The sequence below is a fragment of the Anaeromyxobacter oryzisoli genome (assembly GCF_022690765.1).
Lineage (GTDB): Bacteria > Myxococcota > Myxococcia > Myxococcales > Anaeromyxobacteraceae > Anaeromyxobacter > Anaeromyxobacter oryzisoli.
The window spans coordinates 30,516-54,727 of record NZ_JALCZA010000031.1 but is presented as its reverse complement, the minus strand read 5'-3'; the positions used below and the strand labels follow the sequence as shown (position 1 = coordinate 54,727).

13 protein-coding genes are annotated in these 24,212 nt (G+C 70.3%); 6 read left to right on the top strand and 7 right to left on the bottom strand.

The annotated features are described in order from the left end of the window. Nucleotides 1-52: 52 nt before the first annotated feature. The 5 genes from MNZ27_RS11815 (at nucleotide 53) to MNZ27_RS11795 (ending at nucleotide 5,223) form a co-directional block, all read left to right on the top strand. Nucleotides 53-343, top strand: coding sequence for a hypothetical protein (locus MNZ27_RS11815; protein ID WP_242394276.1), 291 nt, complete (start codon nucleotides 53-55; stop codon nucleotides 341-343). A gap of 23 nt (nucleotides 344-366) precedes the next feature. Continuing rightward, on the top strand, nucleotides 367-2,184 hold the full coding sequence (locus MNZ27_RS11810; RefSeq protein ID WP_242394275.1) for an L-lactate permease: 1,818 nt from the start codon (nucleotides 367-369) through the stop codon (nucleotides 2,182-2,184). A gap of 55 nt (nucleotides 2,185-2,239) precedes the next feature. Continuing rightward, complete coding sequence (locus tag MNZ27_RS11805) at nucleotides 2,240-2,986, top strand: (Fe-S)-binding protein (RefSeq protein WP_242394274.1); 747 nt, start codon at nucleotides 2,240-2,242, stop codon at nucleotides 2,984-2,986. Nucleotides 2,987-3,047: 61 nt separating this feature from the next. Next, on the top strand, nucleotides 3,048-4,433 hold the full coding sequence (locus MNZ27_RS11800) for a lactate utilization protein B (RefSeq protein WP_242394273.1): 1,386 nt from the start codon (nucleotides 3,048-3,050) through the stop codon (nucleotides 4,431-4,433). Nucleotides 4,434-4,623: 190 nt separating this feature from the next. Beyond that, nucleotides 4,624-5,223, top strand: a complete 600-nt coding sequence (locus tag MNZ27_RS11795) for a LutC/YkgG family protein (RefSeq protein WP_242394272.1) — start codon at nucleotides 4,624-4,626, stop codon at nucleotides 5,221-5,223. A 203-nt stretch (nucleotides 5,224-5,426) separates the two neighbouring features. Here the strand turns inward: MNZ27_RS11795 and MNZ27_RS11790 are convergent, their stop codons facing one another. Then, the gene (locus MNZ27_RS11790) at nucleotides 5,427-6,053 is read right to left on the bottom strand and encodes a carboxymuconolactone decarboxylase family protein (protein WP_242394271.1); all 627 of its coding nucleotides are present in this window, start codon (nucleotides 6,051-6,053) and stop codon (nucleotides 5,427-5,429) included. A gap of 563 nt (nucleotides 6,054-6,616) precedes the next feature. On the opposite strand from MNZ27_RS11790, the gene MNZ27_RS11785 reads away from it, so the two are divergent. Continuing rightward, nucleotides 6,617-7,126: a DUF4085 family protein gene (locus MNZ27_RS11785; RefSeq protein ID WP_242394270.1), complete on the top strand. Its 510-nt coding sequence runs from the start codon at nucleotides 6,617-6,619 to the stop codon at nucleotides 7,124-7,126. Nucleotides 7,127-7,315: 189 nt separating this feature from the next. Here MNZ27_RS11785 and MNZ27_RS11780 read toward each other — a convergent pair whose 3' ends face one another. The 6 genes from MNZ27_RS11780 to MNZ27_RS11745 form a co-directional block, all read right to left on the bottom strand. Beyond that, nucleotides 7,316-7,834 (bottom strand): hypothetical protein, encoded by a 519-nt coding sequence (locus MNZ27_RS11780; protein ID WP_242394269.1) that lies wholly within the window; start codon nucleotides 7,832-7,834, stop codon nucleotides 7,316-7,318. A 169-nt stretch (nucleotides 7,835-8,003) separates the two neighbouring features. Then, nucleotides 8,004-8,948, bottom strand: coding sequence for a peptidylprolyl isomerase (locus MNZ27_RS11770; protein ID WP_277957867.1), 945 nt, complete (start codon nucleotides 8,946-8,948; stop codon nucleotides 8,004-8,006). A 104-nt stretch (nucleotides 8,949-9,052) separates the two neighbouring features. Continuing rightward, entirely contained in the window at nucleotides 9,053-9,532 is a 480-nt protein-coding gene (locus tag MNZ27_RS11765) for a hypothetical protein (protein WP_242394268.1), read from the bottom strand. 4 nt (nucleotides 9,533-9,536) lie between these two features. Continuing rightward, on the bottom strand, nucleotides 9,537-20,222 hold the full coding sequence (locus tag MNZ27_RS23595) for a SpvB/TcaC N-terminal domain-containing protein (protein ID WP_277957866.1): 10,686 nt from the start codon (nucleotides 20,220-20,222) through the stop codon (nucleotides 9,537-9,539). 17 nt (nucleotides 20,223-20,239) lie between these two features. Further along, nucleotides 20,240-20,800 carry a hypothetical protein gene (locus MNZ27_RS11750; RefSeq protein ID WP_242394267.1) on the bottom strand — a complete coding sequence of 187 codons (561 nt, stop codon included), beginning with the start codon at nucleotides 20,798-20,800 and terminating at the stop codon, nucleotides 20,240-20,242. Nucleotides 20,801-21,941: 1,141 nt separating this feature from the next. After that, nucleotides 21,942-24,197 (bottom strand): hypothetical protein, encoded by a 2,256-nt coding sequence (locus tag MNZ27_RS11745; RefSeq protein WP_242394266.1) that lies wholly within the window; start codon nucleotides 24,195-24,197, stop codon nucleotides 21,942-21,944. Between the last annotated feature and the right edge of the window lie 15 nt (nucleotides 24,198-24,212).

Below are 24,212 nucleotides of genomic sequence, written 5' to 3'. Positions count from 1 at the left end.
TCGGGGCGCGCGAGCGCGCGGTCCACTAGGCGTCAGGGGACGTCCGTGCGACATGCGCGTCCACGACGACCTCCGCGCGCCTCCGGCGCCCCATCGCGAGCTCCGCGACGAGCTCGCCGCCGTCGTCCGCGAGCCGCGGCTCGTCCGAGATCCGCTCCCCTCCCTGGCGCCCGGCGCCCGCGCGCGCTCCTCCCGGCTCGTGCTGCAGCTCGACGCGCAGGTGCGGCGCGCCGACGGCGCCCGGCGCCTCGAGGCTGCCGCGCGCCGCGAGCTGCCCCTCCCCCCTCGAACGGCGACGAAGGCCGCCGCCCACGGAGACGTCGCCGACCAGAGCACACGCTGAAGCAGTGCGCGGGAGATCACCGCATGTACCACCAGAACTACAATCCGATGGGGAACAGGCTCCTCTCGACGCTCCTCGCCGCGATCCCGATCCTCGTCCTCCTCTACTTCATCGCCCTCCACCCGCACCGCGACGCGGAGGGGCGCAGGCACCTCGGCATCTCCGCGCCGTACGCCGCCTTCTACGGCGTGCTGGCCGCGTTCTTCGTCTCGTGCCTCCCGTTCGGGATGCCGCTCCCGTCGGCGATCTCCGCGTTCGCCCTCGGGTCGCTCTCCGGCTTCCTCGGGATCATCTGGATCGTGCTGGCGGCGATGTTCCTCTACACGATGACGGTGGTGACGAAGAAGTTCGAGATCGTGAAGGAGTCGATCATCCACATCTCCTTCGACCGCCGGCTCCAGGTGCTCCTCATCGCCTTCTCCTTCGGCGCGATCATCGAGGGGACCTCCGGGTTCGGCACGCCGGTGGCCATCGCCGGCGCGGTCATGGTGGGGCTCGGCTTCTCCCCGTTCCAGTCGGCCGTGCTGAACCTGCTCGCGAACACCGCCCCGGTGGCGTGGGGCGCGATCGGGACGCCCATCGTGACGCTCGCGGCGGTGAGCGGGCTCGACCAGGTGACGCTCTCGGCCATGGCCGGCCACCAGCTCCCGTTCGTGTCCGTCCTCGTGCCGTTCTGGCTGGTCGTGACGTTCGTGAAGATGGAGGGCGGCACCTGGAAGCAGGGGTTCGAGGTGTGGCCCGCCGCGCTCGTCTCGGGCGGCTCGTTCGCCATCATGCAGTACTTCGCCTCGGGGACGCAGTCGTTCCATCTCATGACCGACGTGGTGTCCGGCGTGTTCTCGGTCGTCTGCACCGCGCTGTTCCTGCGCTTCGTGTGGCACCCGAAGACCCGGTTCCTGCTGCGGTCCGAGCGCACGGCCGCGGCGGCGGCCGAAGCCCGCAGCGTGGGCGCCGCCGGCCGCGGACCGAGCACGACGTGGGAGTACCCGTACACGGTGGGCCAGACCGCGTATGCCTGGCTCCCCTGGGCCATCCTCATCGCCTGCTGCGCGATCTGGGGCATGCCCACCTGGAAGACGTATCTCAACAACCTCTTCTCCGGCGTGAAGTTCCACACCACCCTGCTCGGCTCGCCGTTCGCGGGGACGCTCTCGCTGCCGGTGTGGGACATGCCGGCGCTGCACAACCTCGTCCAGCGCATGCCGCCCATCGCGCTGCCAGGCGCGAAGCCGGAGGCGGCGAAGTTCACCATCAACTGGCTCTCCGCCGCCGGGACCGGCGTCTTCGTGGCCGCGCTCGTGTCGGGCCTCGCGCTCCGGATGAACGCCGCGCAGTGGCGCGAGTCCATCACCCGGACGCTGCGCCGCATGAAGACGCCCGTCCTCGTCATCGGCCAGGTGCTCGGCCTCGGCTACCTCACCCGGTACGCCGGGACGGACGCGGTGCTCGGGCTCGCGTTCACCACCGCCGGCGCGGCGTACCCGTTCTTCGCAGCGTACCTCGGGTGGCTCGGGGTGTTCCTCACCGGGTCGGACACCGCGTCCAACGCGCTGTTCGGGAGCCTGCAGCGGATCACCGCCCAGCAGCTCAAGCTGAACGAGATCCTCATCGTCGCGACCAACTCCACCGGCGGCGTCATGGGCAAGATGATCGACGCGCAGTCGATCATGGTCGCCTGCGCCGCCTGCTACGAGAACCCCAAGGAGCGGGCGCACGCGCTCGGACCGATCTTCCGGACCGTGTGGTGGCACTCCCTGGCCGGCGCTGCGGTCATCGGCCTCATCGCGCTGCTCCAGGCGTACGTCTTCCCGCACGCGATCCCCATCCCGCCCCTGAAATGAGTGAAATGAGCGCCGCGGGAGGGCTCCTCGCCCCTCCCGCGGCCGCGAGCGCGCCATGCCCCGGGTCGCCCTGTTCATCCCCTGCTACGTCGATCAGCTCTACCCCGCCGTCGGGCTCGCCACCGCGCGGCTCCTCGAGCGGCTCGGGTGCGAGGTGGTCTTCCCCGAGGAGCAGACCTGCTGCGGCCAGCCGATGGCCAACGCGGGCTTCGACGCCGACGCCGCCCCGCTCGCGCGCCGGTTCGTGGAGGTGTTCGCGCCGTACGAGCACGTGGTCTGCCCGTCCGGGAGCTGCACCTCGATGGTCCGCAACCACTACGACGGGCTCGTGCCGGCGGGCCCGGGGCTCGAGCGCGTGAAGCGGAGCACCTACGAGCTGTGCGAGTTCCTGGTGGACGTGCTCGGCGTCACCCGGCTCGAGGGGCGCTACCCGCACAAGGTCGGGCTGCACCAGAGCTGCCACGGGCTGCGCGAGCTGGGGCTCGGCACGCCGAGCGAGCGGGTCCTCCCGCCCTCGAGCAAGGTCGCGGGGCTCCTCGCCGGCCTCGAGGGGCTCGAGCTGGTCTCGCTGACGCGGCCCGACGAGTGCTGCGGGTTCGGCGGGACGTTCGCGGTCGCGGAGGAGGCGGTGAGCTGCCTCATGGGGCGCGACCGGATCGCCGACCACGTGCAGGCCGGGGCCGAGATCATCACGGGCACGGACGTCTCCTGCCTGATGCACCTGGAGGGGCTCGCGCGGCGGCGGCGCGAGCCGGTGACGTTCCGGCACGTCGCCGAGATCCTCGCGGAGGCGACGGCATGACGGTCGCGCGGTGTCCGTGCGCCTGGCTGGCGGCGCCGCCGGCCCGCGTCGAGGTGACGAGATGACCGCTGGACACGCGGAGCGCGCGGCGCGCTTCGCCGCGGACGAGCCGCGGGCGCACTGGCACGACCAGGCGCTCTGGTTCGTGCGGCTCAAGCGCGATCGGATGGCCCAGGCGGTCCCGGGCTGGGAGGAGCTCCGGGAGCGGGCGGCCCGGATCAAGGCCCACACCCGGAGCCACCTCGCCGACTACCTCGAGCAGTTCGAGCGCAACGCGACCGCCCACGGCGCGGTGGTCCACTGGGCGCGCGACGCCGAGGAGCACAACGCGATCGTCCACCGGATCCTCTCCGGGCGCGGGGTGACCCGCCTCGTGAAGTCGAAGTCCATGCTCACCGAGGAGTGCCACCTGAACCCGTACCTCGAGGCGCGTGGGATCGAGGTGGTGGACACGGACCTCGGCGAGCGGATCGTCCAGCTCGCCGGCGAGCCGCCCTCGCACATCGTCCTCCCCGCCATCCACAAGAAGAAGGAGGAGATCGGCGAGCTGTTCCACGACAAGCTGGGCACGCCCGCCGGCCTCGCGGATCCGAAGCAGCTCACCGAGGCGGCGCGGGGCCACCTCCGCCAGAAGTTCCTGGCCGCGCAGGCGGGGCTCACCGGCGTGAACTTCGCGGTCGCGGAGACCGGCGCGGTCGTCGTGTGCACGAACGAGGGCAACGCCGACATGGGCACCTCGCTCCCGCCCATCCACGTCGCCTGCATGGGCGTGGAGAAGGTGATCCCGCGCGCGCGGGACCTCGGGGTCTTCCTCCGGCTCCTGGCCCGGTCGGCCACCGGCCAGCCGGTGACCACGTACACGAGCCACTTCCAGGGGCCGATCCGCGGCGGCGAGCTGCACGTCGTCATCGTGGACAACGGCCGGAGCCGGCTCCTCGCCGACGAGACGCTCCGGGGCTCGCTCGCGTGCATCCGCTGCGGCGCCTGCATGAACACCTGCCCGGTGTTCCGGCGGAGCGGCGGGTACAGCTACGACTGGATCGTGCCGGGCCCCATCGGGATCGTCCTCGCCACCGCGCGCGACCCCGTGCGCCACGCCTCCCTGCCCATGGCCTCGACCCTCTGCGGCTCGTGCGACGCGGTGTGCCCGGTGCGGATCCCGCTCCACGACCTGATCCTCGCCCGCCGGCGCTCCGCGGCGCGCGCGGGCGCCGGCGGCCTCGCGAAGCGGCTCACCATGAAGGTCGCGGGGCTCGTCCTCGGCTCGCGGACGCTCTACGTCCTCGCCGGAAAGCTCGCCCGTGGCGTCGGCCGGCGCGCGCCGCGCGGGCTCCTCTACGGACGGTGGAACGCGTGGGGGCGCCAGCGCGAGCTGCCCCCGCTCCCGGCGGAGAGCTTCCGCGAGCGGTGGCGGAAGGAGCGCGCGCGGGAGGTCCGCCGTGGCTAGTACCGCGCGTCAGCAGTTGCGAGCCGGCGCCGCACGCGCGGTACGCGGGTGGGGGTTCGGGGGAGGCGGCGCTCCGCCTCCCCCGGTAGGGCTCCGCGGGGAGGGCCCAGGCCTTGCGCATCTTCTGCAAGGCCTGGAGCCTTCCTCGCGAAGTACTGCGGAGCACATGGAGTCGACTGGTTCATAAGTCATGCGGAGCAGTACTAGCCGAGAGGACATCCTCTCCGCGCTCCGGGCGGCCGAGCCGCCCGCGGTTCCCCTCCCCGAGCTCCCGGAGCCCGGGCCGCTCCCGGCCGATCCCGTCGCCGCCTTCGAGCTCTCGGTGCGCGCCGTCGGCGGCGAGCCGGTCCGCGTGCCCGATGCCGCGGCGTTGCCCGGGCTCGTCCGCGCGCTCGCCGAGCGGCTCGGGGCCCGTCGCGTCGCGAGCGCCGTGGACCTCCCGGGCGTCGGCGACGTGGACCTCCAGGCGCTCCCGGATCCGCACGCGCTCGAGGGGATCGACCTCGCGATCCTCCCGGGCCTCTTCGGCGTCGCCGAGAATGGGGCCGTCTGGGTGGACACCCGACCGCTCGCGCACCGGGGCGTCTTCGTGGTGGCGCAGCACCTCGCGCTCGTGGTCCGCGCCTCGGAGATCGTGAGCGACCTCCACGCCGCCTACGAGCGCATCGACCTCGCCGGCCCCGGCCTCCGGCTGTTCGTGTCCGGCCCCTCGAAGACCGCCGACATCGAGCAGGCGCTCGTGATCGGCGCGCACGGCGCGCGCTCCTGCACGGTGTTCGTGGTGGGCTAGTACTGCTCCGCACAACTCATGAGCCAGTTGACTCCATGTGCTCCGCAGTACATCGCGGGGAAGGCTCCAGCCCTTGCAGAAGAGCCGCAAGGCCTGGGCCCTCCCCGCGGAGCCCTACCGGGGGAGGCGGAGCGCCGCCTCCCCCGAACCCCCACCCGCGTACCGTGCGTGCGGCTCCGGCTCGCAACTTCTGACGCACGGTACTAGTCTTCCTGGTCGGCGCTCGCTGGTGCCGATCGAGGGGTGGTTGCTGGTAACGCGCACACCATGCCTTGGCTGAAGCCCGCCGCGCCGATGCCGAGCGCCAGGGCGAAGCGACCGCGCATGTTCTCCAACGCGATCACGTGCGTGAGCTCGACGAGCTGGGCGTCGTCGAGGTGCTTCCGCAGCTCGGCGAAGAGCGCGTCCGGCACCTCCACGGGCGTGCGGCTCATGCCGACCGCGTAGTCGAGCACGAGCTTCTCGACCTCGGTGAAGAGCGCGCTCTCCCGATGGGAGGACAGCACCAGCAGTTGCTCGTCGCTGAGGCCCGAGCGCCGCGCGATCTGCGAGCCCATGTCGATGCAGTACTCACATTGCGTGAGCGTGGCCGCCTTCAGCTCGGCCAGCACCTTGAGGCGCTCATCGAGGCGATGCAGCTTGGCCGTGGCCTGCTCCAGCCTGCCGTAACCGCGCAGCAGCGCAGGCACGTGCGCGTACATCTCCAGCGGCTCGATCATGCGCTCTGGCTCGCGCCCGGTGAGCCGTGCGAGCTGCCGGCGTGTGAAGACGTAGGCCAGCTTCACGAGCGGCCCCGCTTCGCGGCCGGAGACTCCTGCAATGCGTGCCATGCAACGCTCCCTTCCCCGGGCCAAGCGCCGGCTCGACCGCCCTGCAAGCAGCCGCCCGCGCGCCGGTCGTCCCCGTTCGCCCTGAGCGTAGCGCCGCGCGGTGCGCGGCGCGGAGTCGAAGGGCGCTCATCCGCTCGTCGCCGCTGCTTCGCCTGCGCCTGCTCCTGTCTTTTCGCCTCGGCCACCGCCCGCGCCAGCGCGGCCTCGTTCGTGGCCGCTGCGTCCGGCAGGTCGCTGCGGACGCGGGCGAGCTCGCCGAAGGCGTACGGGTCGCTCATCCGCTACGGAGCTGGGCGAGGGCGGCGTCGGCAGTCTTGCGTTTGCTCGCGCGCTGGTCCGGTGCCGCCGCGATAAACCGATCAGCGCCAGCCGCGCGCGCTCCGGGCGTACGATCTCGCTTTCCGAGCATCCTGTCTCCGGACGCCTACAAGCCGAGGCTCGAGCGATCGATTATCCGGGTGGCGTACCCCCGCCGGCGCGGAACACATTTGATGGTTACCGAGCGTCAGCTGCAGGGCGGACGCTGGGTGACGCAACTGCATCCGTCCTCTATGATTCTACACATGCGCTACTTCACCAGAGGCTGGGCGTCAGGCGAGCTGAGCGATGACGTGAGCGACCAGGCGAAGGAGGCTTATCACGCCCGAGTTGCTGAAATTACTCCGCGGTTGCCGCCAGCAATGGTTCGCCTGGTCCATGAAATCAGCGTACATGATGGCATCATCGAGCAGGTCATCTGGAACTCACACCTGAATCGCTTGCAGCTTACGATCGTTTGTACAGACGCGTACCAGAATTACATCCAGGCCCAATTGACCTACAGCGGAGCAATGCTTGGCTCATCTCGAATCGAATCACTGCAGAGGGCGGCCCTGAGCCGCGAGACCGAACTGCTCTACGACGAAGTGGATATCGATGATGATTCCGTATTTTCGCACCGCCTGCTGTTCGATCCATGCGAAGAGGTGACCATTGATTTCAAGAAACTCGAATTAGTCGTTTCTCCACGTGCCGATCAACGGGTTCATCTCGGAAGAGCATTCATCGTGGAGGGGCCCGAAGAGCTCGCCTGAGTTTGGCATCTCGCCGTGGCCCGGAGCCCGCAGATTGCGAGCACAGACTCGCAGTCTCGAACCAGCGAATCGCCTATGTCATCGTGAATTCCGCTTCCGTTCGCGCCGCGCTTCTGCCCAGCGACCGAGATCGCGCCCTTCTATCCACTCCTTCGGGCTCACGAATAGTGATTCGGAAGTCCTCGACCTTCAGAAGATCGCGCAGAGCTCCACGGATCCGACGTTGCCCAGCGAGCCGGGGGCGGTCGCCCTGAAGAAGCCGTGCCAGTCTCCCTGCACATCGCGCGAGGTGAGGTGCAGGTCCATCACCCCGACGGTCTCCACCGGGCTCTTCGCCAGCCGGTACGGGTAGACGCCCACGTCGCTGGACAGGCCCCCCAGCGCGTCCGCCACGTCGGCGAGGCCGTACGTCCCCACCGTGGCGATCTTTCCGAAGTCCCTCACGATGAGGTTCGCGAACGGGCTCGCCGTCGGCGTCCCGACGAGCAGCGAAGTGTCGGAGCCGAACGCCTGGCAGTCCCCGCTCCCTGTCTCCGCGCCGGTCCACGCCATCTTGCAGCCCGTGACCGCGGCGGTTCCATCGCAGAGCGAGCCGGTCCCACCGTCCGTCCCAGGGCTCGCGGTGCTGCCGCCGTCCGAGCCACCGCCGCAGGCCACGAGGACCAGCGCCAGCGCGCTCGCGAGCAGGCCGATCGATCCATTCGTCATTTGCTCTCTCACTGATGTCCCCCAGCGTTGACCGACCGTCGCGCGCAGGTGCGTCGCATTCCTTCAGCTCGAGCGACGCACTCGCACAGACGCGTTGTCCCGGGTCCCTACGTCCCCGTTCGCCCTGAGCGTAGCGCCGCGCCATGCGCGGCGCCGAGTCGAAGGGCGCTCACCGCCGCTGCTTCGCCTGCGCCTGCTCCTGCTTCTTCGCCTCGCCCACCGCCCGCGCCAGCGCAGCCTCGTCGATCCGGATGTCCGCCTCCTTCCAGATCGCGTCGAGGAACTCCTTCCGGTGCTGCTCCCGCCGCTCGCGCGTGAGGCGCGCCCGCATCACGTCCTTCAGCTCGTCGAAGCTCGGGTTCCGGGCCGGCTCCCGCCCGAGCAGCTTCACCAGGAAGAAGCCCCGCTCCGTCTCCACCACGCCCGGGTGCACCTCGCCCGTCTTCCCGAGCCTGAACGCCGCGTCGGCGAGCGGTGCGCCGAAGCGGTCCGTCAGCTCCTCGCGCGACAGCGGCGGGAGCTCGCCGTTGGTGGCGGCGGCCTCCGGCAGGTCGCTGCGGACGCGGGCGAGCTCGCCGAAAGCGAACGGGTCGGCGGTCCGCCCCCGGAGCTGGGCGAGGGCGGCGTCGGCAGCCTTGCGTTTGCTCGCGCGCTGGTCCGGCGCCGCCGCGATGAGCGCGATCAGCGCCAGCCGGGCGCGCTCCGGTCGTACGATCTCGGCCCGGTGCGCCTCGAAATAACCGCGGACCTCGTCGTCCGCCGGGGCCCGCTTACGCTCGGGCTCCTCGAACTTCCGCTGTAGGTACAGCGCTGCGAGGGACTCCGCGTACTGGCGCGTGAACTCAGGATCACGCTGCAGCCCGGCGTCCTCGGCCAGGCGCGCGAGGTACCGGGTGCGGGCGATGCCCTCCACCACTGCTGACGCGTTCGCCCCAGCAGGGCCAGCCAGCGCCGCCTCGAGATCCGAGCCGTGGACCTCGACGCGCCGCGCGCGCGCGACCACCTCGCCCGTACTTGCATCGAGCGGGCGGGGCGGCGCGGCGAGGCGATCTACAAGAACGCCAATCCCGGAGGCAGCGATCACTGCGAGCGCAAACAGAACGTTCCTGCTCATGCCGCCTCCACCTGCGTCGCCCGCCCAGATTCCGACGACTGTCTCGAGTTCAGCCCCGATCTCATCCAGGCCACCAGTCACGAAGAGCCAAAAGACGCTCGACCTCAAGTCAAGGAGAGGGCGGCAATCAACTCTTCATCGGTCGCAAGCCGGACTCGTTCCGACCAAGAAACACCACACTCTCCCGGCATCGCTGCCCCTTCGGACCGGACACCGCGCAGCGCTCGCGCTTTGATAGTTACGGTTTGAGCAGGCTCTTCCTCCATACTGTCGTCATCTCGAAAACGCGGGAGAAGCGCGTTGAACCTATATTCAACTCCACCATTAGCCGGAACCATACCTATCTCGCTTGCGAGCCAGCAACCGTTTGGCAAGCGTGCGCGGTTCATCGGCCACGAAATATCGGAGACATCCTCAAACACCAGCCACGCCCTCCTCATCGGCACATCCGCTCCTTCCGACAAGGGCGCATCAAGATCAAGCACAAGCCCCCATGACACAACATCCCACCGAATAGCCGCCACCCGCGCATCTCGGGTAATTTCGGCTGACTCAGAACCACTCAACAGCTTGACCGTGCTCATTGCTCTACCGACCCTTCGGTTCCGAACGAGGAGCCTTGCCCGATTCGATGTTCTTTACGTCTTCAGCAGACACAGGGCGGCCAGGCTGCTCACGCCCATTAACGAACCGCTTCCCTGCCCTATTCACATGGATCTTCGGATCGTGAGTATGACTTTGCCCTGCGCCATGATCTTCTTTTTGTAAAATGTCCGTCCGCCCTCCGCCAGGCTGGTTATAGCTCCCAGGAGGGGTCGAGTGAGTGTCGACCAGCGTCCCGTCCGGCTGCCCGACGAACCGCCCCTTGTCTGACGTCGAATATGTCCAATACGGCGCATCATCCCAGCTTGCAGTCGGGGCAGGCACGACGAGCAGTCCAACAGCGCCACCCAACATAGCTGACCGCAACACCACTACCGCCTCGGCCTCAATCGCTTGCGACAAGGCAATTACTTTGGCTACCCAACCAGGGAGCGCTATCGCCCTTCCATCTGGATCGATATACTTGTAAGGATCATTGCGGACATAGGCGTAACGGCTCAGCGACGCCGGATCGCTCGGGTCATCGCCGTAGGTATTGGCCGGGCCAAGCCTTCCAACTTGGTACCCATAAACCTGCCCGTTGCGCTGATCGACACTTCCAAATGGCAGAGCAACGATCGGGTCAGCCGTTAGCCACCTCGCCCGAACCGGCTCGTAGTACCTCGCCCCGAAGTAGTAGAGCCCCGTCTCCTCGTCGAGCTCCTTCCCGGTGAACAGGAACTGCTGCCCCTTCACCGGCGCGCCGTCGGACTCGCTCCGCCGATCGCGCCACACCTCGCCGAACGGGAAGTACTCCACGTGCTCGTGCACGCGCCCGTTCTGATCGGTGACCCAGCTCGTCGAGCCGAGGTGATCCGGGTGGTAGTAGTACGTCGCCGGCCGCACCTTCGTGGTGTCGATCCGGTGCTGCAGCACCGGGTCCGGGCCCGGGTAGACCGGGCACTTCTGCGGCTGGTAGTCCGACGGGTCGCACCCGCTCACGTTCGTCGCCACGGCAGCGGTCACAACCGCCGCGGTGGACGTGGTCGGGCTCTCCGGCTCGCTCCATCCGGGCGGAGGCAGGAGCTTCGAGGCGAGGCGGGTCTCGCCGACGAAGATGTGCTTCGTCCCGGCCTTCCGGCCCTTCAGCGAGAACCACTGGCCGATGGTGAGGCTCTCTCCGCCACGACCGAGCTTCGCCACCCGCTCCCCGGCCGCGTCGTAGACGAACCGCGTGACGTGCAGCCCACCGCCGTCGATCACCGCGTCGAGCCGATCGTCGTCGCTCCAGTAGTACCGGCGCAGGTGATCCGAGGTCGAGGTGCAGGTCGGATCCCCGTGATCCCGGCACTCCCGAACCGTGTTGCCGTTCCCGTCGTAGACCAGGAGCTGGTCGCCGATCTTCGTGGCCTGGTGCGGCCCCTTCCCGCCGTACTCGTACCCGAACGCGTGGTTCGTCTTCGGCGGGAACGCGACATCCACCCCCGTGTCCAGCACCGACCGGATCGCGTGGACCTGGGTGTTCGACGTCATGTTGTGGATCGGGTCGTAGTCGTAAGTGGCCTCGAAGGTGTCGCTGATCCCCGGCCGGGTCTCGGCCCTCCCGGTGGCGCTGGTGAGCCGGTACAGGTCGTCGTAGCCGAACGCGAAGTTCACCGGTCCGGACCGCTGCGACGTGGGCGGCGGCAGCGCGTTCGTCATGCCGAGGACGTTGCCCACCCGGTCGTAGCGATACGAGAGCGCCTGGAGCTGCTGACCGGGAACCTCGGTGCGCAGCGAGGCCAGCCGGCGGCTCTCGGGGTAGTACGTGTACGTGCTGACCGCGCCGTTCCCCAGCTCGACCCGACGCCGCTGGCCGAACACGTCGTACGTGAGCAGCCGGAGATAGGTCTCCTGGCCCGCCGGGTAGTGCGCCGTCGCCGGCCGCACGCCGGTCGCGCTCTTCACCAGGCCGCCGGCGTCGTACTGGTACGTCACGGTCTCGCGGTCCGGATACTGGATCTCCTGCATCCGGCCGAACGAGTCGAAGCGGAAGCGCGTCTCGAACCTCTTGTCGAAGTCGCCCGGTCGGAGCGGCTTCACCACCCGCGTGGTGCGAATCGTCTCGCCGAGCTTGCCGTACTCGCGCTGCTCGCTGCCGGCGTCGTCCAGCACGTTCACGATGCGTCCCGCGCCGTTCCCCGGCGCTCCCGGGGGCCCGTACACGTACGTGACGTCAGGCGCTTCAGGGAAGTCCACCGTGACGAGCTGGTCGAGGTCGTAGCGGTAGGTGATGGCCTCGTTTCGCGCACGCAGGTTCGGCGTGCGCTTCTGCCAGAGCTTGCTCGCGTCGTCGAACGTGAAGGACACGAGCCCGGTGTCGGGGTTGTCGATCGACGTTCGGTTGCCGAGCAGGTCGTAGCCAAGGCGGGTCGCATGGCCGGCCGCATCCGTCACGATCGTGAGCTGGCCGAGCGGATCGTACGCGTACCGGGTGAGGTAGGGTGCCCCCTTGTTCCGCTCCTCCACCGCGACGACCCGCTCCGCGGGATCGCGGTACATCACCTTCACCTTGCGCTCCGGGTCGGTCACCTCGGCCCGGAACCGGATCGCGCCGTCCAGCCCGCCGAACCCGTAAACGACGTCGGTCACGGCGTGCGTCGCGCCAGTGGAGGGCTCCACCGGCTCGTCGGTCCGCGTCTTCCGGTCCATCGCATCGAGGACGTAGGTCGTCGAGTTCACCATCGGCACGTCGTTGAAGAGCGGCGACGAACCGTACTCGAAGACGTTCTGACCCTGCTCCACCACTCGGAGCAGCCCGTCGAACGCCTGCCGCCCCGTCACGGACCAGCCCACCGACGTCGAGGCGCCATCGCTCGAGGTGGCGACCTCGGCCGTCTTCTTGGTCTGGACGACTCGCTTCAGCCCGTCCACGAGGATGACGGTGTCGATCGAGCGCCCGTCGGGCCCGCGGTTCCGGGTGCGCGCGTACGGGAAACGCGGCGAGAGGGCGTATTCGATGTCGACGGTCGGCACCGTGGTGTCGTAGGGGCCGAAGATGCGCCGGATCCGCCCGAACGCATCCAGCTCCCGGCTGGTGACATTCCCGTTCAGGTCTACGGTCTCCCTGACCTCGCCGAAGCGGTAGTCGTGCCTCGCCGTGGAGACGTAGTGGTGCGCGTCCTCGATCCGCTCCACATAGGTCCGGACGACCGGGTCGTAGCCGTAGGTGTACGTCTGGCGCACCGAGTCGACGACCGGCGCCAGATATTTCTGGAGGAGCCCGTCGTCGTTCCACTCGAGGTTCGACTCCACGGTGCGGCCCTGCTCCATCAGCGAGAGGATCCGTTTCAGGCTGCCGCGCTCGTCGAAGTATCCCTCGCGCTTCTGGAGCAGCCCCCCGCGCGCGTCCTTCACCTCGACCCGGAACGGGCGCGCCACCGAGTAGTACCGCTTCGCGGCCGTGTCGTCGGCCCAATAGACCACCGACGCCGTAACGTCGTCGGCTATGTTGGCAGGGTTTGCGTCCCCGAGATCCGTGAATTCCTTCACGTTGCCATAGGTGTCGTACAGGAACCGCTGCTCGGTCGTGACGCCAGCGGTCGGCTGCCCCTCGTGGAAGCGCTTCTCGGTCCGGGTCAGGGCGGGGAACAGCACCCCGCACCAGCCTTGGTCGTTGGTGAACATGAAGGGGCGCCGCGCGTCGCAGCCGGGCTCACCGTCCTGAAGCCGGTAGCCGGCTTCGAGGTACGGGTCCGCGTAGATGTTGACCGTCTCTACGAAGAGCTTGCCGTCCCCATCGAGCAGCCTCTCGGAGGCGAGCAGCCCCTTGAAGGCGATGGCCTCGTTCCGGTACGTGCGCACCACCTTGCGCAGCGGCGCTCCCACGGCATCGGGCTGCATCCGGTCGTAGCGCGGGTTCGTCGTGGTCACCGAGTCGAACCCGAGGAACTCCCGCTCGGTGCGGTCGTACCGCCCCACCCCGTACACCACGTCGATACGCAGATCGTGCCCGCCATCCGCGATGGCGCCCCCCGCGGCGCCGCTCCGGCCGTCGCGAACCACGGTCCAGTCGAGCACCCAGCGGCTCTCGGGCATCTCCACGGTGTTGCCGGTCCGCGCGTAGTGCAGATCGATCGCCCCGCCGAGCGGCCGGTCCACGTGGACGAGCAGATTGGCGCCGCCAAGCTGGTTGCGCCGGACCCACACGTCCTGGTTCGACCCCTGATCGCGCTCCTCCGCCTTGAGGACATGGTCAACCAGCCCGTCGCCGTCCATGTCCATCATCCCGAGCTGGTACCCTGAGACACGCCGCAGCGTGACGTCGCCGCCGACGGAGAAGTGGAGCCAGGGTGTGAGCGGCCCGATCATGATGCCGTAGCTGAAGGCGGCGTTCACGTTGGGCTGGGCGCTGTAGGTGCCGTTCACCTCCACCGCGTCGATGAACTCCGAGCTCGCGACCTTGCGGAGCAGGGCGTCTCCAGCGCCGCCGAAGAGGCCGTGGCCGCTGATCCACGGCTTCGTGGCCGCCGCGGGCCAAGCCGGCATCGCCCACGCGCGCTCGGACAGGAAGCCCGCCCCCGTGTTCAGCATGACGTAGAACTTCGGGTCGCTCGGCGAGCGGCGGACCCAGTCCGGCAGGCCGTCTCCGTTCACGTCCACGAGCGAGACGGCGGTGGCGGAGATGCTGCTCTCCCAGTTGGCTCCGCCCGCCCAGTTCTCGGCGAACGCGAAGCCGAGGTTGCTCTGCAGCGTGATGGCCGTGGTGCGCCGCACGCGATTCGGACTCACCATCGAGGCCGACACGCCAGGCGCGCCGCGGATCGCATCGGAGACGTCGTCCAGGTTCGGCCGGCTCCAGTCCTCCGCGGGGTAGCAGTCCGGCGCGCCGAACGCGGTGCCGAGATTCAGCCGAACGGAGAATCCAGGCTTTCCGTTACACGACCCGTCGCGGCGGACGGCGTCGGGCAGACCGTCGCCGTTGATGTCGACGAGCTCCTCCTCGGTGGACGACAAGTTGACGCCACCGCCGACGCCCATGCCGGGCAGCATCCCCGCGACGGCCCGGACGATGCCGTCCTCCGGGCTGATCTTGGTCCACGGGTTCGAGACCCCGAGCCCCGCCGAGAGCGTGACGTCCTTGTTGGTGCGGAGCGCGACCGCGCGGTGCTCGGGCGGGCGGGAGGCCAGATCGTGGATGCCCGTGATCCGAACGTCCACGCTGCCGCCGTCGCCGCTCACCACGTCGATGACGCGGTCGCCATTGAGATCGAGCACATCGGACTTTTGATGCGTGGTCCCCGTGCCGATGGAGACGTTGAGGCTACCGATGGAATAGCTGACTCCAGCAGAGAAGGACCGTGACGAGCCGCCGCTCTTGCGAACCGATTTGCCGATCCGGAATGCCTGCCCCGCCACGACCGAGCCGTCGCCGGGCTGCACCAGCCCGCCCTCTAGCGCGGCGTGCATTCCGGACGCGGTGATGAACGTGTTCCCGTCGCGCGTCACGTACCCGGGCACGTCCGGCGAGAGGCCCGGCGAGTCGGGGGTCCAGCGCGTTCCGCCGCGGCGCGGCAGGAGCGGAGCGGCGAGCTGGAGCCGCTCGGCCGCCTCGCCGCCCTCGGCGAGCCGGTCCGCGGTCTCGGCGTTCTGGGCGGCGTCGCCCGAAGCGTAGTCGTCGGGGTCGATGATCAGCCTCGCGGCGTCGAACGGATCGTTCGAGCGCCACACTCCGTACCGCCACCCGTGGTACCCGCCCGCAAAGATCGAGAACAGCGGGACCGACTCGCTCGCCCGCGCCACCGCGTCCCAGGTGCGCCTGAGCGGCGGAACCGCACCGGAGATGGTCGGCCGCCAGGTCTCGCCGAACTCCACCTCGGAGTGTGCCTCGAACCAGAGCCGGGCCCCGGCGGCGAGGGTCACGGTAATCGTCGCAGGTGCCTCGTCGAGCCGCTGCTTGAAGACGACCCCGGTGTCCGTCCGCGCCGAGATGAAGACGGGCCGCGGCGTGCTCCCGCCCTCGAGGATCTCCTGCCGCGTCGAGATGGTGTAGACCCCGGCCGCCGGCGCGACCCAGGGCTCGGGCGCATGCGGGTCCGGCGAGGGCGAGAGCTTGTCGCCACCCACCGGCCAGCCGCGCGCCGGCAGGTGCAGCGGGACGTACGGATCGACGCTGAACCGCGTGTAGGCGGCGTCGTCCGCCGTGGGAGCGCGGCAAGTCCCGCCCACGCCGTCGCAGACGCTCGTCATCTCACCGCGAATGCTCCAGTCGGTCGCGGCAGGATCCACCGGAAGATCGGAGTCCACGCGGAACACGAGGCGGTCCCCGCTCGCCACGGACCAGCTCCCCTCGATCGCCTCACCGGCGAAGGTCTTGTCGGGTGCGTACGTCTCGTCGAAGAGGAGCTCGACGCCAGCGGGTGTTTCGCCGCAGCGACGATCTCCCGTCTCCGCGCCCGCAGGGAATTTCTGGATGCAGACGTGCAGCCAGTCCGTCGAGAGCTTCTTCGTGAGGGTGGAGTGAATTTGCAGCGTTCCCTTCACCGGGACGGTGAGGGCGGTCATGGGCTGACCGGCCAGGCGGAAGTCGCGGCTCGCGTCGAAGACCCACACCTTCCCTCCGGTCGGGTCCACCAGCGACGGATCGTGGCCCCGGTACGTGATCACCGGCGCGAAGGACACCGCCTCGAGCGGCGTCGGCCCCGTCGTATCCACCGGGACGTCGGAGAGCGTCGAGAGCAGGAACACCAGGCGCGAGCCCGGCGAAACGTGGACCGCCTGCAGCGACACAGGGGAGGCCGCCTTGTCCCCGAGCTTCTTCTCCACCGTGAGGAGCTGCTCGGTCAGATAAGTCGAGTGCGCCAGATCCACGCTGACGCGGAACAGAGTGAGCCGCACCCCGTCCCATGCAGGATCCACCGGGCGCTGCAGGTCGTGGGCGAAGGCGAGCGCCCCCGAGACGTCCACCGTCCCTTCGTACGGCGCGAGCCACTCCAGCACCGGGCTCGAGGGCGTCCGGGTGATCGCGTCGTTCACGCCCGCCGCGTCGGGATCGCCGGCGGCCGGATCGGTGGCGATCTCCTGCAGCCCCGCCTGCGGGAGGAACTGGAACTCTGCGTCACCGGCGGATCGCGGCTGGTTGAGCAGCACGCCGCTCCCGGTGACCAGGTCCACCCGACCGTCGCCGTCGGCGTCGGCGAGGAATACGTCTGACTCGCTCCAGGACGAGCTGAAGCCAGCGTTCACCCAGGCGGTCCCGTAGCCGGCCTGGCCGGCGTTGTTGGTGCTGGCGCTCCGCTCGTGGCCGAGGCGGGAGAGTGGCAGCGTCGACATCGGGCCGTCCGCGCCGGGATCACCCGGCGGGAGGATGGGCCGGAGCGTCCCGGCCGCCCCCTGATTGAACTCGACCCGCACGCAGCGACCGTCCGGACACGAGCCGAGGGTCACCAGGCGGTCCGGCAGGCCGTCGCCGTTCACATCCACCAGGCTGGAGCGAGTCTCGCCCTCCGCCTGCGTTCCCCCGCGGCGGTACCCGCCGCTGCCGCCGATCTTGTCCGGCGCCGGGCCGACGCCGGCGTAGAAGTGATATCCCCACCCTCTCTCCTCGGAGCGCGTCATGGGGAGCGTGTCGCCGCCCTGCGGGAACTTCCACGCCTGCGGCTCGTCGAACGGCGCCGACAGGTCCGCGTCGGTCCAGCGAAACGCGTGCTCGTGGAAGAGCGGTCGTGCGCCGTCCGGCCCGGCGCCGTACACGGCGATCTTCTTCACGCGGGACTTGCCGAACGAGCCGGTCTCGTAACCGAGACGATACTCGCGGATGGTCTCCGCCGGGGGGCAGCTATCCGCCGAGGACGAGCAGTCGGGCTCGAGCCGGACCAGCACGCTGCCGAGCCGCCGCCGCGTGACGACCTTGAAGCCCAGGCGCGCGGAGCTGCTCACGTCCGGCCGCACCGAGGACCCGGTCTGGGTGCTCTCACCGTGCAGGTCAACCACATAGGCGCCGTGCTCTGAAACCTGACCAAACGCCGTGCCGGGATCGCGGACGGCCTTCCCGGGGTAGCGGATCGAGCGGAGATAGACCTGGCGGAAGTCCTCACCCTGGCTGGCGTCGCCCACGTCGCGCTGGTCGTGCTCGTAGGCGTACTCGGTCAGGTTGCCGTGGGTGTCGATCACCTGCTCCAGCATCCACTGGCCGATCCGGTCGTCCCGGTAGCTCTGAAGCCGCGCGCCTGCGTGCCGGCCGTACACGAAGACCGTGCCGGACTTGTCGGTGATCTCCCACCAGTAGCTCTCCGGCGTCGAGCCGCACCGTCGGATGCGCCGGAAGCTCTTCTCGATCCGCGCCCGGAACCGCGTGGCGGTGGTCCCGTCCTCACAAGCTTCCGACGTCACACCCGCCGATGGGACGAGTTGCTCGCCGTCAGCGAGGTATCGCTCGTCCCCATCATAGAACGGCACCCCGAACCGCGTGTCGATCTGCACGGACGGCACGGTCAGATCCCACCCCACCCCGAGCCAACCGTTCCCGGCGCTCGAGTCATAGGCGAAGCGCAGCTCGGGCTGGTACGCGCCGCGGGCGCGCGGCAACCGGACCGGCAGGGCGAGCTGGGCGGTGCCCATGTTGTTCGCCTCGGGCGCCTCGATGAGGTCGAGCCCCGCGGAGGGATCCGCGGCCTTCAGATCCTTGAGCGAGTTCGGGTTGAACGAAGCCGGGCCGGGGTGATCGGGCAGCACCAGCACCGCGTTGATCATGAAGGTGAAGTGGGTGGTCTCGCTGACGACCCGGTTCCGCGCAGGCTGGAGCTCGACGCGCGGCAGCGCCCGCCACTCCTCGGCCGCCTCGTCATAGTAGTAGGTGCGCACGTCGTCGGGCGGCACGCCTTCGGGCAGCAGGGCAGGATCGTACGGGAGGCCGACCTTCACCGGCTTCGCGAACCGCTGGCCGCGCGGCAGGAACCGGTAGCCGGCCTGCGGGGGGGCGGTGACGTTTACCATGCCCGGATCGAGCGGCGGCACCACCTCCGGCCCCTTCCGTGTGATCGAGAGGGCAGTCTTCGCCGAGAGCGCGCCCTCCGGGACCTCGAGCGAGACCTCCGTCCCGAGGGTCACCTTGCCACCGCGGCCGTCCACCTCGCCGGCGCCGGTCTGGTTCTCGCGGCCGAACCGGGCGTCGTCCGAGAGCGCCACCGCGGAGCCGACCTCGCCCGTGGCCACCTCGGCCTCGCGATCGTCCGAGAGCTCCAGGGTGCGGACCAGCTCGCTCCCGTCCGGGAAGCGGGCGGTCACGGTCACGAGCCACGTCCCGGTGTCGCTCGCCGGCCGGGAGAGCGGCGTCGAGAACGCGCCAGCCACCGCCACGCTCGCCCCGCCGATCTCGACGGTCCCCGGGCCCGCCGGCGATTCGGCCCACCCCTGCACGAAGGCGCGATCGCCGAAGCGCTCACCGACGCGCGTGGTATCGCGGAACGCAGGAGGCGGGTAGGTGATCACGAGCCGCGGCGATGCGACCCGCGGTCCTACACCCGATCCCGCCGCGACGAGCTCGCTCACGCTCGTCGCTGGCAGATCTGCGCGCGCCGAGGACGCCAGAGTGAGCCGGACGGCATCGGCGGTGCGCCCATCCAGCGGCAGGGATGCTGCGGGCGGGGCCAGCTGGACCGCGCCGGCGTCGCTCCAGGTTCCACTGTCACGAGTGGCGACGGCCGCCTGGCCAGCGGCCGAGGTGACCCGCAGCTCGGCGTGATGGAGTGCCGTCGGGCGATCGAAGATCAGCTCGTGGCTCGACGCCATGAGGGTCGCCGAGGTGCCGTCGTCGCCGTCGAGCTCGGCCGCGAAGCGAGCGTGGGCCTCGCGATCGAACGGATCGGTTCCGTCGTCGAGCACCTCGACGAGCCGCAGATCATTCACCGTGACGGGCCCCGTCGCGTCAGACGGGAGGCAAAGCAGCACCTCGGCCGTCTTCTGAAGCTGCTCCGGGTCCAGCTCGTCGACCACCGTCCGGCGGTGGTCGGTGGCGGTGATCCAGAACCCGCCGGACGGCGCCGCACCAGCGACGCTACGGGAGAGCACCACGGCGCGCTGGACGTTCGCCTCGTAGACCAGGTACGCGCGGCGCGCGACATGCGCGGCGGGGCGCGCCAACAGGGAGCGCATACAGGCGTCCCCTTGCTGGGTGCCAGCGGGCTGAAGCACCGAGGTCGCGGGATCGGCCCGCGCGACGACCACGTTCTCGAAGGTCATGCCTCCGGAGCGCGTCGCCTCTGCGAGCGCCTGCACGTCGCGCGGCGCGAGCGGCCGGCCCCCGCCCCACAGCTCGAGCTCGCCGATCCGCGGGGAGGCGCCAGTCGCCGTGACCGTGATGCGAAACTCTCGCCCGCGCAGCGGCGGCTCGACCACGCCACCCGACCAGCCGCTCGTGCCCACGAGCGTCGCCATGTTCGCTACGGAGAGCTGGACGTCCGCCGCGCCGGCGACGCGGATCTCGCGCACCTCGACCTCGTGGTCGAACGTCGCGACCAGCACCGACGGCGCAGGGATCGCGACGGTCGTCGTGGTGTCGCGGTCCGTCAACGCATTGAGCGGAGCGCGCTGCTCCGTGGTCACGACCGCGGCGGCGAGTCGGATCGTGCGCGGGTCCACGCTCGGCGCCTGCGTGCGCTCTCCGCACGCGGCGAGCAAGGACACGACGGCCAGGATGGTCCAGGTGCGGCTCATGACTTTTCCCCTCCCCTTCACATCCCGACGAAAGCCACCGGAGCGTAAGCGTTCTCGGACGCGGAGATCCGCGTCGGAACGGTGCTCCCGCTGGCGACATCGGCGCTGCTGGCGGTGACGTACGCGTCGTAGGCGACCCCGGGCGAGATGGAGCCCGGCGGAAACGCGGCCGCGGTGCCGGAGCTCCACTGACCGCTGACGAAGTGCGAGATCGGGTCCTGCTGCGTCGGGTGCGTGTAGAGGCTGGCGAAGTACGCAAGCGCCCCTGGAACGGCGTTCCAGGTCACGTCCGCGCCGCCCTGCGCCGCACCGGCTGCGGTGACGCCGGTCGGAGCCTCGAGGATCTCGGGCTCGCCGATCACGAAGACGACTGCGAGAGCGCCGCTGCCTCCGCGCGCCGTGGCGTCCACCCGGTAAGCCCCGCGATCCGGCAGCACCGCGTACGACCAGAGCGCGATCCGCGGGAAGCCGGACGGATACACCGTCAGCAACGGAGCCGAGTCCGGCAGGCCGGGGCCGGTGATACGGAGATCCCAGGTGTCCGTCGGGCCCGCCCCGTCCGGCGCGACGATGGACAACCAGAGCGCCAGGCCTGGTTCAGCGAGGCCGTAGTCGATCCGACCCCTGCCGCCCGGAAGAGGAGCGGCTCGCCCGCGTTTCCACGCCCGACCCCGACGCGCGCCGCGGAAACGTCGAAGCGTGGCGGAAGCGCCGGCGAGACCTCCGCAGTCGCGGCGAGCGTTGGGAGATCGGCGCTGTAGGCCAGCGTCTCCACCGTGATCGGCGGTTCGAGCCCAGTCATCGCGCAGCTCGGCGCGCCCGGGTACGAGATGGTCACCGCCCCGGCCGTGTCCCGCGCCACGCATCCGTAGGATGCGGCACCCGGGATCGAAGCCCAGGAAACCACCGCGCCATCTGGCGCGAGCTCCGGCACCGGAACCGCCAGCCGCAGCGTCGGATCTGCATCGACGTCCGTTCGGAGCGATGCTCCTTCGGTCGCGATGGACACCGCGTACTGGCCGGTAGCGGGCGGTACCGCAGGGAACGTCCACGCGGAGAACGAGCCGGCGGAGGCGCCCGCGTAGGTAGCGGTCCCGACCTCCGCCGCGCCGTCGAGCAACGCGACTGGAAGGGTCCCCGCCGGACCCGCACCCGAGGCATCCCGAACAGTCGCGAGCACGGCGAGGCCGGTACGGCCCGAGCCATCCTCGTACGTGCCGCCGCGCGCAGTGAGCACGTACACATGCGAGCCGGGGTGATCCGCGCACCCGAGCGCCGAAAGGACCAGCAGTAACACGGCACCGATGTCGTGGCGCACGCCTCCCCCTCGCACGACCGGGATGCGCGCTGCGCACGCCGGCATTCGGTAGGCCCTGGGGCCTCGTGGGTCCGGGCTTTTGCCTTCCCGCCTCGCGGTCGGGGTCGCTCTTGTCGTGCCTTCGCCTATACGATTGCGCTCGGTACGCCTCGTTCGTCAAGCACTGACCGTGATGTTCGTGATTCCGCTACACTTTTCATGCGCCTAGTCGCGCAGGGCTCGCGCTCACGCGTTGTCGCTCTCGCCAGTGACCCTCTGGATTTCCTATGGGTAAACGGGAAGCCAGCCCGACCCGAGCCCGCGCCGAGGGCCTCGGGGTCGGAGCGGCGACGAAGGTATCCCGCACCTCACCATGAGTGCCCGCCGCGGCTGCGGTGTCGAAGGGCGGGCGGCGCCGAAGTTTACTTCTTCGCCGGTGCCGGCGCCGCGGCGGCGGGCACGGCGGCGTGCGGCCGGAACGGCCAGGTGTCGTACCGACGCGCGAGCACCAGCCCCGCGGCGAGCGCCAGCAGCACGATCCAGGCGACCCGGCGCCGCCGCCGCGCGGCGCGATCTTCGTACGGATCCTCGAGCGTCCGGCGCGCGCCCGGCGGCAGGGCCGCCACGTGCGTGAGGGCGGAGCCGAGCGGCAGGTTCACCTTCACCCGGCCGTTCACCGCCCACCCGTTCGCGTCCAGCACCGGCCCGAGCGTGCGCTGCCTTAGCTTGAGCCACGCGATGAGCATCGAGGGGCCCGAGACCAGCATCAGGAGGCCGAGCACCGCCACGATCTTCGCCCACCAGGGCTGCAGGTCCATGAAGCCGGAGACGAACCCGCCGAACAGGGTGCCGATGGCGCCGGCGCCGACGCCGAGGGCGGCGATGATGCCGACCATCTTGCCCACGTCCACCGGCGCCGGCGGCGGCGCCTTGGCGCCCGTCGCGGCGCCCACCGTGACCTCGGCGCCCGCCGCGAGCCGCCCCTCCGACTCCCGGTCCTTCGCCGCCGCGAACCGCGCCACCTGCTCCTCGATCATCCGCAGGAACTTCTTGTAGGGCGCGAAGAACGCCTGGCGGATCGAGATGGGGTTCTCGACGATCTTCACGATCGTCGCGTCCCAGTCCCGGCCCTTGCGGTCGTAGAAGATCCCGTTCCGGCCCACGGTCAGGTAGTCGGAGTCGCCCTGCGTGAAACAGGCGGCGATCTTCAGGCTCTCGCCGCCGGGCCGCCGGCAGTCGCAGTACGCGAGGAACATCCGGGACCGCCCGGCCACCGCGGCGTGGGCGGCGGGATCGTCCACCCGGACGCACAGGTCGCAGCTCCGCGCGTCGAGGTAGAGCGTGCCCGCCTGGAACACGGCCTGTCGCGCCGGGTCGTACAGGTCCACGAAGGAGACGAAGTTCCGGAGCAGCGCGTGCAGGTCGCGGTGGTAGTGGACCATCCGGATGACGTCGCCGATCGCGGCGTCCTCCGCCTCGAGCGCCGCGTCCTCGGCGAGGAGCGCCTCGACGCCGCCCTTCCCCTCCGCGAGAATCGCGCGCACCCGCGCCGCCCCGAGCGGCTCGACCGCCGCCCCCGCTTTCTCGCCGCGCCACGCCTCCCAGGCGAGGAACCTGGCCCCGACGAGCGCCCACTCCTCCGCGGTGAGCGAGGTCTTCGCCTCTCCGTGCAGCGGCATGACCACCTCGCGCCGGAGCACGTCGAGCGCCGCGGCCCAGGCCGGGTTCACGCCGGCGAGGAGCGGCAGCGCCCGCCCGGCCTCGACCCGCGCCAGCGGAAACCGCGCGACCTCCTCCTGCGACGCCGCCAGATCGTGGGCGGCCAGGGCGACCAGCTCCGGCTCGGACCGGTTCATCGCCGCCGCCGCGCGGGGATCCTGCGCCGCGAGGCTGCAGCGCACGAAGAAGTCGTCCACCTTCGCCTTCACCGCGAGGTACGCGGCGCCCGCCGCGGCGGTGCGCTCTCCGAACACCGCCACCTCCGGTCCCTCGCCCGCGCGCGCCCACGCGTCGAAGCGCGCCGCCTCCTCGAAGAACGTCTCGAGCCGCTTCGCGTCGATGCCCGGCTTGCCGCTCCGATCCGTGACGCTCCCGACGCACGCCATCACGTCGAGGACGAGCTGCCGGGTGGCCGGATCGCGCGCCGCCTCCGGCGGCACGACGCCGTCGCCGTTGAAGACGGTGTTCTCGTAGATCCGGGTGACGTCGGCCACATCGGCGATCGACACCGCGTCCGCGTCCGGCTTGCCGAGGTGCCGGAGCACCTGCCGGGCGGCGCCGAGGAGCGCGCGCCCCGCGGGGCGCGACCCGTCGATGGCCGAGAGCGGCAGGGCCGCGCCGGCGTGGACGAGGACGCCGAGGTCCACCAGCCGCTCGCCGCACCAGCGGACCGCCGCGACGATCTCCGCGGCCCGGACCCGGCCGTCCCCGTCGGTGTCGAGCAGCTCGAGGGTCCGGGAGTCCAGCTCGAGCCCCTTCGTCGGGCACGACAGCGCGACCCAGAGCTTCTGGTCGAGGTGCACCAGCTCGGCCAGGTCCTCCGCGGTCTCGAGCCGGACCTGATCGAGCCCGCCCACCCGGTGGAACCGCCACCGGTGCGGGCCGCCGGCAGGGCGGGACCGTTCGGACGCGGCGGCCTCGGGGGCGGGGACCGGTTCCAGGTGAACGGGCTGGGACACGCGACGACTCCTTGC